General features: G+C 61.1%; 15 protein-coding genes. 5 read left to right on the forward strand and 10 right to left on the reverse strand.

All coding sequences use genetic code 11. The annotated features are described in order from the left end of the window. Positions 1-66 precede the first annotated feature (66 nt). On the reverse strand, positions 67-1521 hold the full coding sequence (locus M728_RS07125) for a TrkH family potassium uptake protein (protein WP_026623188.1): 1455 nt from the start codon (positions 1519-1521) through the stop codon (positions 67-69). 156 nt (positions 1522-1677) lie between these two features. On the opposite strand from M728_RS07125, the gene ilvA reads away from it, so the two are divergent. After that, positions 1678-2925, forward strand: a complete 1248-nt coding sequence (gene ilvA, locus M728_RS07130) for a threonine ammonia-lyase (protein WP_026623187.1) — start codon at positions 1678-1680, stop codon at positions 2923-2925. A gap of 67 nt (positions 2926-2992) precedes the next feature. Next, a complete protein-coding gene (locus tag M728_RS07135) occupies positions 2993-3313 on the forward strand; it encodes an HlyU family transcriptional regulator (RefSeq protein ID WP_026623186.1) in 321 nt (106 codons plus the stop codon). Between the two features lie 127 nt (positions 3314-3440). Here M728_RS07135 and M728_RS07140 read toward each other — a convergent pair whose 3' ends face one another. Next, positions 3441-5384, reverse strand: coding sequence for a bifunctional 2',3'-cyclic-nucleotide 2'-phosphodiesterase/3'-nucleotidase (locus M728_RS07140; RefSeq protein ID WP_026623185.1), 1944 nt, complete (start codon positions 5382-5384; stop codon positions 3441-3443). A 224-nt stretch (positions 5385-5608) separates the two neighbouring features. On the opposite strand from M728_RS07140, the gene M728_RS07145 reads away from it, so the two are divergent. Continuing rightward, on the forward strand, positions 5609-6856 hold the full coding sequence (locus M728_RS07145; RefSeq protein ID WP_026623184.1) for a GGDEF domain-containing protein: 1248 nt from the start codon (positions 5609-5611) through the stop codon (positions 6854-6856). Positions 6857-6866: 10 nt separating this feature from the next. Here M728_RS07145 and M728_RS07150 read toward each other — a convergent pair whose 3' ends face one another. Continuing rightward, complete coding sequence (locus M728_RS07150) at positions 6867-7328, reverse strand: Lrp/AsnC family transcriptional regulator (protein ID WP_026623183.1); 462 nt, start codon at positions 7326-7328, stop codon at positions 6867-6869. A 158-nt stretch (positions 7329-7486) separates the two neighbouring features. Between M728_RS07150 and ald the strand changes: the two genes are divergently transcribed. Continuing rightward, positions 7487-8605 carry an alanine dehydrogenase gene (gene ald / locus M728_RS07155; RefSeq protein ID WP_026623182.1) on the forward strand — a complete coding sequence of 373 codons (1119 nt, stop codon included), beginning with the start codon at positions 7487-7489 and terminating at the stop codon, positions 8603-8605. A 42-nt stretch (positions 8606-8647) separates the two neighbouring features. On the opposite strand, the gene M728_RS07160 is transcribed toward ald, so the two are convergent. From M728_RS07160 to M728_RS07180, 5 genes are all read right to left on the reverse strand, one after another. Beyond that, positions 8648-9115, reverse strand: a complete 468-nt coding sequence (locus M728_RS07160) for a DUF1203 domain-containing protein (protein ID WP_026623181.1) — start codon at positions 9113-9115, stop codon at positions 8648-8650. Between the two features lie 146 nt (positions 9116-9261). Further along, positions 9262-9825: a GNAT family N-acetyltransferase gene (locus tag M728_RS07165; protein ID WP_026623180.1), complete on the reverse strand. Its 564-nt coding sequence runs from the start codon at positions 9823-9825 to the stop codon at positions 9262-9264. Between the two features lie 12 nt (positions 9826-9837). Beyond that, positions 9838-10695, reverse strand: a complete 858-nt coding sequence (gene sseA, locus M728_RS07170; protein WP_026623179.1) for a 3-mercaptopyruvate sulfurtransferase — start codon at positions 10693-10695, stop codon at positions 9838-9840. Positions 10696-10798: 103 nt separating this feature from the next. Further along, positions 10799-11548: an alanyl-tRNA editing protein gene (locus M728_RS07175; RefSeq protein ID WP_026623178.1), complete on the reverse strand. Its 750-nt coding sequence runs from the start codon at positions 11546-11548 to the stop codon at positions 10799-10801. A gap of 9 nt (positions 11549-11557) precedes the next feature. After that, the gene (locus tag M728_RS07180) at positions 11558-12598 is read right to left on the reverse strand and encodes a cysteine synthase A (RefSeq protein ID WP_026623177.1); all 1041 of its coding nucleotides are present in this window, start codon (positions 12596-12598) and stop codon (positions 11558-11560) included. Positions 12599-12912: 314 nt separating this feature from the next. On the opposite strand from M728_RS07180, the gene M728_RS07185 reads away from it, so the two are divergent. Then, positions 12913-13761: an SDR family oxidoreductase gene (locus tag M728_RS07185; protein ID WP_026623176.1), complete on the forward strand. Its 849-nt coding sequence runs from the start codon at positions 12913-12915 to the stop codon at positions 13759-13761. Here the strand turns inward: M728_RS07185 and M728_RS07190 are convergent. Continuing rightward, positions 13749-14075 (reverse strand): multidrug efflux SMR transporter, encoded by a 327-nt coding sequence (locus tag M728_RS07190; protein ID WP_026623175.1) that lies wholly within the window; start codon positions 14073-14075, stop codon positions 13749-13751. The two genes, M728_RS07185 and M728_RS07190, sit on opposite strands and share 13 nt — an antisense overlap. Next, positions 14072-14428: an SMR family transporter gene (locus M728_RS07195; RefSeq protein WP_026623174.1), complete on the reverse strand. Its 357-nt coding sequence runs from the start codon at positions 14426-14428 to the stop codon at positions 14072-14074. Before M728_RS07195 ends, M728_RS07190 begins: the two co-directional genes overlap by 4 nt. Positions 14429-14476: the final 48 nt, after the last annotated feature.

Consider the following 14476-nt stretch of genomic DNA (forward strand, 5'->3'; position numbering starts at 1 on the left):
GTGCCCGAACGCTCAAAGAATTTCGGCATTTGGCACGACGAGTCAAGACGACGCGTGAAGCTGTCATCACTGCTTCCAGAAGATCGGAGTCAGGATAACGAGCACGGTAAGCACTTCCAGACGGCCGAGAAGCATCATCATCGAGAGTAGATAGAGCTCAGGCTCCTCGAGCGTCGAGAAGTTGCCGGCGGGACCGATGATGCTGCCAAGGCCTGGGCCAACATTGGAGAGGCAAGTGATCACCGCCGAGACCGCCGTTACGAGATCGTAGCCTAGAGCGCTCATCACCAAGCTACCGAAGATCCAGAGCAGAATATAGGTGATGAAGAACAGGAAGATTGCGCGTTGGGTGTCGACATCGACGGTGCTGCGGCCATATCGCACGGCATAGATCGCGTTTGGATAGATCAGCCGGTTGAGGCCCGATCGGATCGCGTTGAAGAGCACGATGAACCGATAGGCCTTGATCCCTCCGGCCGTCGAGCCGGAGCATCCGCCCATGAAGGTGGCAACGAACGCCACCATGACGACGAAAGGCCCCCAGAGGCTGTAGTCTTCGCTGGCGTAACCGCTCGTCGAAAGGATCGAAGTCATGTTGAAGAACGAGTGGGCCAGCGCCAGGTGAAACTCGACGCCATTTGAGAGGCGGTGATAGATCGCGACGGCGACCGAAAACGCGGTGAGATAGCCGAGAAAGACGAAAATCTGCGGATCACGCAGTGCATCCAGCCGGCCGCGGGCAACGAGCACGATCAGGATGGAGAACGGCAGGCTGCAAAGCAGCATGAAGAACGTACCCGTCCACAACAGCGGGATACTGCCGAAATAGGCAAACGACGCATCATGGGTCGAAAAGCCGCCGGTGGCCACGGTCGACATTGCGTGATTGATCGCATCGAAGCGGTTCATGCCTGTCATGCTGTAGCCGATCGCGCAGAGGAGGGTAATCGTCACGTAGACGGCGAGGAAGGCGCGGCTGAAGGTTGCGAGGCGGGCAAATGGCTTGTCGCTGGTGTCGGAGGACTCCATCTTGAAGAAGGACATGCCGCCGACGCGCAGGTAGGGGATGATGAAAAGACCGAGGACGACGACCCCTATGCCGCCGAGCCAGCAAAGCAGCGAGCGCCAGAGCAGGAGACCTGGCGGCGCATCGTCGAGGCCCACGATCACCGTCGAGCCGGTGGTTGTGACCGCCGATACGGACTCGAAGAACGCCTGGGCGAAATCGAGCTTCATCGAGGAAAGCCAGAGCGGGATCGCGCCGATGACGGAAAAGGCGAGCCACAGCACGTTGACCAGCAGGAAGCCGAATTTCTTCGAGAATGGCGGCGGACCAGAGCGGGTCGCCATGAAGGTTGCGGCCGAAAAGCCGCCAACGATGAAAGCCGTAACCGCAAAGACCTGCCAGTCCGGATGCCCGTAATAGAGATCGATCAGCGCCGGAAGCAACATCGCAGCGGAGAGGTAGAGTCCCAGGATCGCCGCGATATGGACAGCGTGCCGGATCAGATTTGCATTCAAGCGTGATTTCCCGGAAGCGATTATCGATGGGTCGGCCATCGTCCAGACGGGCGCGATACTGCCGCGCATCCTTGATTCGTGTCAAATCGATGGTCTCGGGCGCAACAATGTGCCATAGCCACCGCCATCGGCAAACTCAACGAATGATGTCACGTTATGAAGCAGGATGTTGAAAACGCAGCCGCGGCAATGCGCGAGATCTTTCCGGCAACGCCGCTGCAGCTCAACGATCACCTGAGCGCCCGCTACGGCGCCACGATCTTTCTGAAACGCGAGGATCTCTCGCCGGTTCGATCCTACAAGATCCGCGGCGCCTTCAATTTCTTCCGCAAGGCGCTGGGTTCCGGGGCGGCAGGCAAGACGTTCGTATGCGCCTCCGCGGGCAATCACGCACAGGGTTTTGCTTTCGTCTGCCGGCATTTCGGTGTGCCGGGCGTCGTGTTCATGCCCGTGACGACGCCCCAGCAGAAGATCGACAAGACGCGCATCTTCGGCGGCGAATTCATCACGATCCGCCTCGTCGGGGATATCTTCGACCAGTGCTATCAGGCGGCACGCGATCATGTCGAAGCGATCGGCGGCGTCATGGTGCCGCCCTTCGATCATGCTGATATCATCGAGGGTCAGGCGACGGTTGCGGCGGAGATTGCCGAGCAGTTGCCGGACGGCGTGCTGCTCGATCTCGTGGTGCTGCCCGTCGGCGGCGGCGGGCTAGCGGCCGGCGTCACCGGCTATTTCGATGGCAGCCTTTCGGCCGATCGCTTCATCTTCTGCGAACCGGCGGGTGCTCCAAGTCTGCGGCGGAGCCTTGAAAGCGGCAGCGTCGTCACGCTCGATCAAGTGGATAACTTCGTCGACGGCGCGGCGGTGGCGCGCATTGGCGATCTCAACTTCGCGGCACTCGAGGCATTCTCGCCGGAGCAGGTGATGCTGCTGCCCGAGAACGCGATCTGCCTGACGATCACCGAGATGCTGAACGTCGAAGGCGTCGTTCTGGAGCCGGCCGGCGCATTGTCTCTCGCGGCGCTTGAGGCGCTTGGTCGCGACAAACTCGCAGGCAGGACCGTGGTCGCCGTCGTTTCCGGAGGCAATTTCGATTTCGAGCGCCTGCCGGATGTGAAGGAGCGGGCCATGCGCCACGCCGGATTGAAGAAATACTTCATTCTGCGCATGGCGCAGCGCCCCGGCGCTCTTCGCGATTTCCTCAACCTGCTGGGTGAAGAAGACGACATCGCACGCTTCGAATATCTGAAGAAGTCGGCCCGCAACTTCGGTTCCGTCCTCATCGGCATCGAGACCAAGCATGCGGAGAATTTTCCGGTCCTGAAGCAGCGTTTCGACGCGGCAGGGCTGCGCTATCAGGACATTACCGACAATGAGATCCTCGCCAACCTCGTCATCTGATCCGGCAGCGTTTTCAGCGATGAACTTTGGCTTTGACAGCCTCGGCGGGCACAGCTAACTGTGAAGCATGGCATCGTTCTTCTCGAAACTGTTCGGCTTTTCCGGCGGCTCTGAGAAGCAGGCACAGCCTGCGGCGGGCAAGACGGAGACCTATGCGGACTGCCTGATCCGTGCCACGCCGATGCGCGAAGGCGCGCAATACCGGCTCGCGGGCAGCATCGAAAAGGCCATGCCCGACGGGGCTACGAAAGTGCGCAACTTCATTCGGGCCGACCTCTTCACCTCGGAACAGGACGCCATCGATTCGGCGTTGCGCAAGGGACGACAGATCATCGACGAGCAGCGCTCGACGCTCTTTTCCGACGATGCGCAGTCCCGCTCGGTCTGACGCGATCGGCGATAATCGTTTGCGTCCGGTAGGTTGATGCCGTTCGTTCATGCGCTGCATTAGCTTTGACAGCGCTCGCGCCGACGGCGGGCGCTCTCAGAAATGGCGCCCGGCCGGCCGCGGCCTCTCAAAGCTTGATGCGAAACCGCGCGAAGCCATCGGCGCCGTCGCCGGCATCTTCGATAGCCACCGCCTTGACCTGCGACAGGAACTGCCGCGCCTTCGGGCTGCTGTCGAAGAGCACGCTCGTGTCCTTAAGCGGTGCAAATTTCCAGTTCGAATCGGCTGACGGGTTGATCGTCCCCTGGTCGAGAATGTAGCGGACGATCACGTCGCGATTGGTATCTGGTGCGACGAAGACCACCTTGTCGGCAGCGATCTCCGGAAAATGCCCACCGCCGCCGGCACGGTAATTATTGGTCGCCACGACGAACTTCTGACCGGGATCGATCGCCTTGCCGGCGAATTGCAGGTCGCGAATGCGGTTTGCCTGCGGGTTCACAAGGTTGCCGTCCTTGTCGAACTTCGGCGGCTGGGAGAGGTCGATCTGATAGGTGACACCGTCGATCACGTCGAAATTGTAGGACGGGAAATCACGGTTGATCAGGCTCGCGTCGACCGATCCCGGAGCGATCTGGTTGAAGATTCCGGCGGACATTTCGAGCCAGTTCAGCACCTGCTCACCGGTGACGATGACCGCCTGCACCGTATTGGTATAGAGGTAGAGATCGGCGACGTTCTTGATAGCGATGTCGCCCGCCGGAACGTCGGTATAGTAGTCCGCGCCGCCGCGCCCGCCGGCCTTGAACGGAGCGGCCGCGGAAAGCACCGGCAGGTCCTTGTGCTCGGTGTCCTTGAGCATGTCGCGGATATACCAGGTCTGCGCCTGGCTGACGATCTGTACGGATGGGTCGTCGGCGACGAGGGCGAAATAGGAGTAGAGCGGCGCCGAAGTCCGGCCGACGGGGGTGCGAACATAGGCGAGTGTCGCCTCGTGATCCTTCTGCGCCGCCGCAAGCACCTCCGGCTTGTCGCCGACTTCGGCGATCACCTTCGTCCCGTCCCGCCGAAAGATCGGCCGCGCCTCGCTCGTGGAGCCGATCACGCGCCATTTGCCGCCGTCGCGATCGAGCATGAGATCGATGAGACCGAGATGCGAGCCCCAGAAACCGCCCATGACGCCGGCAAAACCGTCGAACTTGGGTCCGGGAAAGTCGAGGTGGCTGTGGCCGGTGACGATCGCATCGATGCCGTCAATCGCCGCCAGCGGCACCGATGCGTTTTCGAGATTCTCGGCATAGCCCTGCTGTCCGATGCCGGAGTGGGAGAGGGCGATGACGATATCGGCGCCTTCCTCGCGCATCTGCGGCACCCAGGCTTCAGCGGCCTTGACGATGTCGCGCGCATTGGCCTTGCCCTCGAGATTCTTGACATCCCAGGTCATGATCTGCGGCGGCAAGAAGCCGATCAGGCCGACGCGGATCGGATGCTCCTCGCCGGCGCCATCCCTGACCTTTCGATCAAGGATGACGTAGGGCTTGAGGAAGAGCGCGTCCCGGCGCGGCGTGGCAGCAAGCGCGCTCTTGGTCAGATTGGCGCAGACGATCGGAAAATTCGCGCCATGGAGGACATTGAACATGAAGTCCAGGCCGTAATTGAATTCGTGATTGCCGAGCGTGCCGCAATCGTAGCCGAGCACGTTCATCGCGGCGATGATCGGATGCATGTCGCCTTCCTTCATGCCGCGTTTGTAGGCGATGTAATCTCCCATCGGATTGCCTTGAAGGAAATCACCATTGTCGACGAGGATCGTGTTCGTCGCCTCAGCCCGGATCTCATCGATGATCGAGGCGGTGCGAGCGAGACCGAGCGTGTCGTTCGGCTTGTCTGCGTAGTAGTCGTAAGGGAACACGTGGACGTGCAGATCGGTCGTTTCCATGATCCGGAGATGCGCTTGGTCGGCGCTTGCGCGGGCGGAGAAGGGGTGAAGGACCACGAGAGCTGAGGAGGCGGCCAGGCCACCGAGCAAGGCGCGGCGCGAGATCGGATGCGGGACGATCGTCTTTTGCATGATGCTCTCCGTGTTCAAACGCCTTTTGGGATGCATGGAACCGCTGAAAGCCGCTCTCGTGGTGGCCGATGCGACTTGACCGGGGGCACTATGGCCGAATGCCTCCGCGTGGCAAAGCGGTGGATTCTCGCCTGCTCTTTTCGCTCGTCAGGGTTTAGGTAAAGCTTTCTTCAATTTCTAACTTTAAGGGAGGGCTAGATGAAAGTGGAAAGCCTCGCACGCGCATGTCAAATCCTGATCTTCTGCTCTTGTTCGGCGAGGCGCTTGTTTATGTCGCGGTGATGATAGGGCTTCTGCACTTGCGCGCGCGGCTGGGGCTCGGCGTCTTCATTGCAGCCCTCGGCGTCATGCACTTCCTTGAGACCTATCTCGCCGCAGTTTTCTACGTTCAGTTGCCGTTCGGCGTGATTTCTCCGGGCTCGGCCGTACTCTTTTCCGGCAAGTTGATGATGATCCTTCTCCTTTACGTGAAGGAAGATGCCGCGACGGTTCGCCAGCCGATCTACGGCTTGCTCGCCGGCAACTTTCTGACGGTTGCGTTGAGCTTGCTTTTGAGGCGGCATGATCCGGTCGCCATCATTCCGAACCGTTTCGCCGACATCGCTTTCATCGACGAAATGGGATGGCTGATGCTTTGGGGCACGACGCTTCTCTACTTCGATTCGCTCATCATCATCCTGCTCTACGAGAGGCTGAGGCGGTGGCTGCGCCGATTCGTGACGATCAGGTTCCTAGTCTGCGGCGTGGCCGTGCTGACGTTCGACCAACTGGGCTTCTATGCGGCCCTTCGCTTCGTGAACGGTGCGCCCATGGACGTATTCTGGGGCGGATGGATGGCGAAGATGATGGCGGCGCCATTCTTTGCCGCTGCCATCGGCTTTTACCTCAACGCCTCGCGTCATCCGTTCCTTGCGATTTCCGACCGCTCCTTGGGGGACATCTTCAACGATCTGACGTTCCGCGAACGCTACGAGGACCTGCTGTCCCGTTCCGGTCAGGATAGTTTGACTGGCGCGCTCGATCGTGGCCGATTCGAGGGGGAAGGCCACGAGACGATGCGCGACGCGGCTGCGCAAAATGCTCCCGTCAGCCTGATGATCATCGATGTCGACCATCTCAAGGGCGTCAATGACCGGTTCGGTCATCCGGAAGGCGATCGCGTACTGCGAAAACTGGTCGAAACGGTAAAGACGAAGCTTCAGCCCACGGACCGCCTGTTCCGCTATGGCGGCGAGGAATTCGTCGTGCTCTGTCCGGGGCTCTCGTATGGCGATGCGCTCGCGCGCGCCGAAGACATACGACTTGCCATCTCCGCTCTGGTTTCAACCTCGAACGGCCATCCGGTGACCGCCAGCATCGGGCTCTCATCGACGCTCGCCGACGGCGCGGGGATTCGCGAGTTGCTGTCCACGGCGGACGTTCGCCTCTACGCCGCGAAAAGCGCCGGCTGCAATCGGGTGGTGGGACGCTGATCTTTCTGGTTCAGATCCCAACATTGGGGCGATCGATGACCTCGCGAAGCGAGAAGCTCGAATTGATCTTCACCACATGCGGCAGCGCCGACAGCCAATCGCGGTGGATCCGTTCGTAGTCCTCGAGGTCCTTCGCCGCCACCCGCAGGATGTAGTCGTATTCCCCGGACATGAGATAGCAGACGAGCACATTGGGACAGAGCTTCACGGCCGCTTCGAATTCCGCGAGCGTCTTGGCGAACTGGCCAGAAAGCGAAATGTGCACGATGACCATGATCTTGTAATCGAGCGCCTTGTGCGCAATGCGCGCATGATAGCCGGCGATCGTCCCGGATTTTTCGAGAATGTCGACGCGTCGGGAACAGGCCGACGGCGAGAGGCCCACCTTTGTCGCGAGATCCGCATTGGTGATCCTGCCGTCCTGCTGGAGAATACGCAGAATCGAACGATCAATAGCATCGAGGTCGCTCATTCGTGCTTTCCCTCTAAATTCCGCTTGTCGGCGCAATAGTCTACGAAAGCAATGCACGGAGAGGCACCTCTTTGCAAGGACATTCGCATGGCCATCTGTTTTGCTGGACTCCTTGATCAATGCGGCGGAAAGCCCACAGATAGGAGAGGAACGCGAAGATGCGTGTCGGTTGCCCGAAGGAAATTAAAAACCATGAATACCGTGTCGGCCTGACGCCCGGATCGGTCCGGGAATACGTCGCCCATGGACACGAAGTGATCGTGGAAACGAAGGCCGGGGCAGGGATCGGGGCGGACGATGACGCCTATCGCGCCGCGGGCGCGAGGATCGTTCCGACGGCGAAGGAAGTGTTCGAAAAGTCGGACATGATCGTCAAGGTCAAGGAGCCGCAACCTAGCGAATGGGCGCAACTGCGCGAAGGCCAGATCCTCTACACCTATCTTCATCTCGCGCCCGATCCGGATCAGACCAGGGGGCTGCTCAGTTCGGGTGCTACGGCGGTTGCCTATGAGACGGTGACGGATGAGCGCGGCGGTCTGCCGCTGCTGGCCCCGATGTCGGAAGTGGCTGGCCGCTTGGCTATTCAGGCAGGTGCCACCTCGCTTCAGAAGGCGAACGGCGGCCGCGGCATCCTGCTCGGCGGCGTGCCGGGCGTGCTTCCCGCCAAGGTCGCGATCATCGGCGGCGGCGTTGTCGGCCTGCACGCGGCCAAGATGGCCGCCGGTCTCGGCGCCGACGTCTCGATCCTCGACCGCTCGATCCCGCGCCTGCGCCAGCTCGACGACATCTTCAACGGCCGCATACATACGCGCTACTCGACGATCGACGCCCTGGAGGAGGAGGTCTTTTCGGCCGATCTTGTAATCGGGGCCGTTCTCATTCCGGGCGCTGCAGCGCCCAAGCTCGTTACGCGCGAGATGCTGTCCGGCATGAAGAAGGGTGCCGTTATCGTCGATGTTGCGATCGACCAGGGCGGCTGCTTCGAGACTTCACACGCGACGACGCACTCCGAGCCGACCTATGAAGTGGATGGCATCGTGCACTATTGCGTGGCGAACATGCCGGGGGCGGTACCGATCACGTCCACCCACGCGCTCAACAACGCTACCCTTCACTACGGCCTGCAGCTCGCCGACCGCGGCCTCAAGGCGATCGCCGAAGACCGGCATCTGCGCGCCGGTCTCAACGTTCACAGGGGACGCGTGACCAACGCAGCCGTCGCTGAAGCGCTCGGCTACGACGCTCACGCGCCGGAGGCAGTTCTCAACGTCGCCTGATTTTCTGGCGACCGACCTGGCGCTTTCGCGCCAGGTCGCTGCTCAATCAGCCTCGATGCGGCACTGGTAGCAGTTATACTTCGCCGAGCGGACATGCACGAAGGCCACCTCCTGCTGCGCCAGCAATTCCCCGGCACGTTGCGCGAGATTCTCCGCAGGTACGATCCCGCCGGTTCCATAGACGATGCGTTCGTCCGCGCCGTATCCACGCAGCAGGTATTCCTTGCTGGATCCGAGAATGGGCGGCAGGGAGCGCCCGTCGTGACCTGGGCATTTTTCGGCATGCAAGAAGATCGGCCCCGTCTCGGCGTAAGCCTGTACTGACGAAAACGGCCGATAGGCGAGGATCAGATAGGGCTCGCCTCTTTCGACATTGCGGAGGCAGTGCCTGCATGGGACGCCGTCGCCGTCCGAGATGTCCCGGTTTGGCAAGTTGCCATAGGCATCGCGGCCGCCTTGCTGCAGCCGCTCCGCTTCACCGTCGGACATCGCAAGGTAGCGCAGATTCATCGCATCTCTCCTGATACTGGCTGGATCTTGGTGGAGAGGATGCGCCCTATAGTCTCGCGGCGACACCCGAAACTTGCTGCCGGCTCCGGCGTAGAGAACGACGCCTGCAGCTCCCGCTTACACGCGGAGCCAGCATCCGGGGCACATCAGAGCTTCTTCGCAAACGCGAGCAACTCGTCGTCGCTCAGCGGTTTTACGGTCGCCTCGCGCGTCGCGACGGGTGAAAAGCCGAACTGCTGATAAAGCTGCAGGGCGCGGGGGTGATCGAGGCTGTTCGTCGTGACCCTGACCTTGCTGGGATTCACGGCCCATGCCTCGAACAACGCCTGCAGCAGGAACCACTTGCCGAGCCCGAGGCCAAGGGCATGTTCCATGAGCCCGAAATGGGTAATTTCGATAGCGTCGTCGTCCAATTGCTGCAGTTCGAAGAACCCGGCAGGCGCGCCGTTGACGTAGAGCACCGTGATCGTCGTGCGCTTGTCGTGGAGAATGGCCGCCAGATCGTCGTCGCTCATGCGCAAGCGTTCCGCCCAGTGCCAGCGCTTGCCGACGCGCAGATAGAGGAAGCGATAATAGGCGAGCGGAATATCCGACACGCGCAAGATCGCCGTATGTATGTTGATCGGCATAGGCAGGCTTTGCTTCGGCGGTGACGTCATTTCGAGTTCCGTCACTTGCGCCGTCAACGCCTCAGGCTTCGATACTTGCATGATTCTCACTCTCTACCGGTTTGCGACCGGCGTGTCAGACCGCCCGCCCCATTCGGACCAGGAGCCATCATAGAGCGTATTGTCGCCATGTCCCAAGGATTGAAGCGCAAGAGTGATGATGGCGGCGGTCACACCGGACCCGCAAGTGGTTACGACCGGTTTCGACAAGTCGATGCCCGCATCCTCAAAGGTACGGCGCAGCGCATCGAGGCTCTTGAGCTTGCCGTTATCGGAGAACGCGCCGGACGGCAGGCTCTTGGCGCCAGGCATATGGCCCGATCGCATCCCCGCCCGCGGTTCCGGCTCCTCGCCGGCGAAGCGTCCGGCGCTCCGCGCATCGGCAATCTGGGCAAGCCGATTCTCGACGATGTCCCTCATGCGCTCGAATGACGTGACTGCCTCCGCATGGAAGCTCGCGTTGAAAGCCCGGGGGGCCGGCGTTGGTACCTCGGTGGTCGTAGGCCGACCTTCTGCCTTCCATCCATCCATTCCGCCGTCGAGAACGAAGACGTTCCTTGCCCCCATGATCCGAAACATCCACCAGACCCGTGGCGCGGTGAAGATGCCTGGGCCGTCATAGACGACGATCGTGTCGTCCTCGCCAATGCCCATTGCGCCAACTGCTTTAGCGAACGCCTCGGGGGAGGGTAGGGTGTGCGGCAGGCCGCTCGTCTGGTCGGCGATTGCGTCCTGGTCGAAGAAGACCGCCCCAGGAATGTGCGCGGCCTTGTATTCTGCCTTTGGATCGCGGTTCTGAGCCGGCAGGTACCAGGCGGCGTCAACAATCTTGATCGCCGGATCGGCGAGACGCTGTTCGAGCCAGTCCGCGGAAACGACAAAGCTGCTCTTGTTTTCACCCGTGTTGTTCATCGTCGTCACCCCATTGCAGCGTCGCGCGTCCATTCGCCAACACCGTTGTACCACATTGAATCGCTTCAGAATTCCCTAACTTGGGAGCAACTAGGCTCAGGACCTAGACGGCGGTCCGATTCTCGGGCGTTCCGAACCGGATCCGAAAACGCCGATTCTCCTTGCCCTTCTTCTCGATCTTGGCGATATGGATCGCGCCCACTTCCTGCGTCTCGGAAACATGCGTTCCGCCACAGGGCTGGCTATCCACGGACGAATTCTCCCCGATGCACACGAGGCTCACGCGGCCAAGACCCATCGGCGGGCGGACATTCTTCGACTTGACGATGCCAGGATTGGCGGCGAGTTCCTCGTCGGTGATCCACTGTACGTAGACCGGATGGTTCTCCTCTACGAGCTTCATCAGTGCCGCCGTGACCTGATCCTTGTCGATCGTTTCGCTCATATCGAAATCGACGCGGCTCTCCTCCTCGCCGACGGACGCGCCCGTAATCGGAAACGGGCAGACGACCGACAGCAGGTGACAGGCCGTGTGCATGCGCATCAGCCGGTATCGCCGCGGCCAGTCGATGTGCAGGACGAGCTTCTCGCGGACGGACGGCGTCGGCTGTCCATCGGCGGGAATGTGAACGATGATGTCCTTGGTCGCGCCATGCCGGGTATCGGCAATCAAGATGCGGCTGCCGTCTTCCCGTTCGAGGAACCCCGTATCGCCCGGCTGCCCGCCCGATGCGGCGTAGAAGCAGGTCTGGTCGAACTCGATCCCGCCGTCGTCGAGGATTGCCGTCACGCTTGCTTCACACGTCGAAAGATAGAAATCGTCGCGGAAGAGGGCGGTCACGGTCCTGTTCATGGCAAGGTTCTATCCGACTGGTTCGTAAGGCACGGTGATGGTCGAAGTCGTCTTCAGCCAGGAGGGAATCGGCAGCCCCTTCGAGGCCAGGAAATCCGGGTTGAAGAGTTTCGACTGATAGCGGTTACCATAGTCGCAGAGGATCGTCACGATCGTATGTCCGGGCCCGAGGTCCCGGGCGAGTCGGACGGCGCCGGCAATGTTGATGCCGGTCGAGCCGCCGACGCAGATGCCTTCCTTTTCAATGAGATCGAAGACGTAGGGCACGGCTTCGGAATCGGGAATCTGATAGGCGAAATCGGGCGTGAAGCCTTCGAGGTTGGCGGTGATTCGGCCCTGGCCGATGCCCTCCGTGATCGAGCTGCCGCTCGCCTTGAGCTCGCCGTGGGCATAGTAGTTGTAAAGTGCTGCCCCTTCCGGATCGGCAATACCGATCTTGATCGCCGGGTTCCTCGCACGCAATCCCTGCGCCACGCCGGCAAGCGTACCGCCAGAGCCGACGGCGCAGGTGAAGCCGTGAACCTGGCCGTCGGTATCGCGCCAGATTTCCGGCGCTGTCGATTCCACGTGCGCGTCGCGGTTGGCCACGTTGTCGAATTGATTTGCCCAGATGGCGCCGTTCGGCTCGGTCTTGGCGAGTTCGGCGGCCAGCCGGCCGGAAATCTTCACGTAGTTGTTCGGGTTCTTGTAGGGGACGGCCGGCACTTCGACCAGTTCCGCACCGAGCAGGCGCAGGGCGTCCTTCTTCTCCTGGCTCTGCGTCTCGGGGATCACGATGACCGTGCGGTATCCGAGCGCGCTACCGACGACGGCAAGGCCGATTCCGGTGTTGCCGGCCGTTCCTTCGACGATCACGCCGCCCGGCCGCAACTGTCCGGCTTTCTCCGCCTCGCGGATGATCCAAAGTGCGGCCCGGTCCTTCACCGACTGCCCGGGATTGAGAAACTCCGCTTTGCCGAGGATGGTGCAGCCGGTGGCTTCGGAAACGGCCTTGAGCCGGATCAGCGGTGTATTGCCGATGGCTTCGAGCACGGACGGAAGAACACGCATGTTAGTAAACCTCACGCTGGACGGAAAAAACGCCGGGCTTCAGCCAAGCATTAACCTCGACGAACGGCAAGCCGATAAACATTTGGATTAAGAGCAGGATCGCCGAAATATTGGCGTCTTTTCGGCTCACTCTATGAAACAGGCAAGAAATAGCGTTTCGCAGCTTTCCTGTCCCGGGCAAAAATCGTCTCCGCTGTCAAATCGACGGGCGGGAAGTGGAGAGCGCGGGCCAGGTGCTTGCCGTCGGAGAGGTTGGACCGGCCGATACTGCGGCGGGCCTGATGGAGAAGACCCCGTCGACGCGCGAGGATGAAATGACGACCGTATTTACCGCCCGCCCCGAACATGGACTGGTATGGATCACCGGGGCAAGCTCCGGCATCGGACGAGCCGTTGCGCTCCGGCTTGTGGAAGAAGGATATTCGGTGGTCGTTACGGCGCGCAGCCATGACAAGCTGGTCGCGCTGCAGCATGAGGTGACTGGTCCCGGCAAGATGGTCGTTCTCGACGGCGATGTTACCGATCCCCGCGACATGGATCGGCTGGTCGCGGCGATCGAATACGAGCACGGGCAGGTGGCGCTCGCCATTCTCAATGCCGGGGTTATCATCCCGGTCCGCGGTGACGACCTGCACCGTGAGGCCTTCGACAAGACTCTTGCCGTCAATCTTCACGGCGTCGTCAATTGCCTCATACCCGTCGTCGAGCACATGAAGGCTAAGGGACACGGCCAGATCGCCATCATGTCTTCGGCGGCCGGCTATGGCGGCGTGCCGATGAATGCGGCCTATGGTGCTAGCAAGGCGGCTCTGATCAACATGGCGGAAAGCCTCAAGTTCGACCTCGATCGCATCGGAATCCGCCTGCAGCTGATCTGTCCCGGCTTTGTCGACACCGAACGAGCGGCAAAGAGCGGCATTTCACGGCCTGCTCTGGTGAGCGTCGAAGAAGCGGCGGAGCAAATAAGCCTTGGGTTGAAGTCTTCGCGCTTCGAGATCACTTTTCCGAAGCGCTTTACCTATCTCGTCAAACTGCTGCAGCTCCTGCCCTACAGCGCCTATTTCGCCCTGCTCAACTGGCTGGTGCCTTGGCGGGACGTGGTCGCCTCCGCACCGAAGAACAAGCAGTCCGGTTCCGATGGGCAGTCGCGTCAGGCGGTGTGAAGCACGAGTACTGCGCCGAAGATCAGCGACAGACCGACCCAACCGATCGGTTTCAGCCGATGTCCGAAAAAGAGGCGGCCGCAGATGGCCGTCCCGAAAATGCCGGTCGCTCCGAGAACGGCATAGGCAATGGCAAGGTCCATGTCCCTGACCGCTTCCGCGAGCAGCGCGAAGGCGGCAAGCACCAGAAGAATCGAAAGCGCGCCCCAGCCGCGGCGGGCAAAGCCATTCGACTTCGTCGAGGCAAGATTCGCTGCGACATCGAGAATGCCGGCCATGACGGCGAGGGTGAAGGAGAGGCACGGCGCGCTCAAGAGGCTGCTCCTTCGGCCGCTTCCTCTTTGTCGCTATCGCCCGCATTGACGAGCAGGATGCCCGCGACGGCCATCGTCAGACCGAGCATTTCGCGTCCGCTGAGCACATGGCCGAAAAGGAACACCGAGACGAGCGTGATGAGGGCGACGCCGGACCCTTCCCAGATCGCATAGGCGACGCCGACCGGGATCGTCTTCACCGCTCTTGCCAGAAAGACATAGGAGAGGGCGATCGAGGCATACATGACCGCGTGCCCGAAGTAAGAGCCGGATGCAGAGGCCGCCTTCATGACCGTGAGGCCGACGACTTCGGTTATGATGGCGAGCATCAGGAAAAGCCAGGCAGGAGGCATGAGGAAACCTTGGCAAAACGAAAAGAGCCATTCGGGCCTTCGCCGCGA

Origin of the sequence: Ensifer sp. WSM1721 (assembly GCF_000513895.2) — a bacterium.
Classification (GTDB): domain Bacteria; phylum Pseudomonadota; class Alphaproteobacteria; order Rhizobiales; family Rhizobiaceae; genus Sinorhizobium.

Bases quoted from the DNA above. Each gene is read 5' to 3' on its own strand.
- M728_RS07150 (WP_026623183.1), bottom strand. From the start codon at position 7,328: ATGAGCGACCTCGATGCTATTGATCGTTCGATTCTGCGTATTCTCCAG.
- M728_RS07180 (WP_026623177.1), bottom strand. From the start codon at position 12,598: ATGCGTGTTCTTCCGTCCGTGCTCGAAGCCATCGGCAATACACCGCTG.
- M728_RS07165 (WP_026623180.1), bottom strand. From the start codon at position 9,825: ATGCAAGTATCGAAGCCTGAGGCGTTGACGGCGCAAGTGACGGAACTC.
- ald (WP_026623182.1), top strand. From the start codon at position 7,487: ATGCGTGTCGGTTGCCCGAAGGAAATTAAAAACCATGAATACCGTGTC.
- sseA (WP_026623179.1), bottom strand. From the start codon at position 10,695: ATGAACAACACGGGTGAAAACAAGAGCAGCTTTGTCGTTTCCGCGGAC.
- ilvA (WP_026623187.1), top strand. From the start codon at position 1,678: ATGAAGCAGGATGTTGAAAACGCAGCCGCGGCAATGCGCGAGATCTTT.
- M728_RS07135 (WP_026623186.1), top strand. From the start codon at position 2,993: ATGGCATCGTTCTTCTCGAAACTGTTCGGCTTTTCCGGCGGCTCTGAG.
- M728_RS07160 (WP_026623181.1), bottom strand. From the start codon at position 9,115: ATGAATCTGCGCTACCTTGCGATGTCCGACGGTGAAGCGGAGCGGCTG.
- M728_RS07145 (WP_026623184.1), top strand. From the start codon at position 5,609: ATGTCAAATCCTGATCTTCTGCTCTTGTTCGGCGAGGCGCTTGTTTAT.
- M728_RS07195 (WP_026623174.1), bottom strand. From the start codon at position 14,428: ATGCCTCCTGCCTGGCTTTTCCTGATGCTCGCCATCATAACCGAAGTC.
- M728_RS07175 (WP_026623178.1), bottom strand. From the start codon at position 11,548: ATGAACAGGACCGTGACCGCCCTCTTCCGCGACGATTTCTATCTTTCG.
- M728_RS07185 (WP_026623176.1), top strand. From the start codon at position 12,913: ATGACGACCGTATTTACCGCCCGCCCCGAACATGGACTGGTATGGATC.
- M728_RS07140 (WP_026623185.1), bottom strand. From the start codon at position 5,384: ATGCAAAAGACGATCGTCCCGCATCCGATCTCGCGCCGCGCCTTGCTC.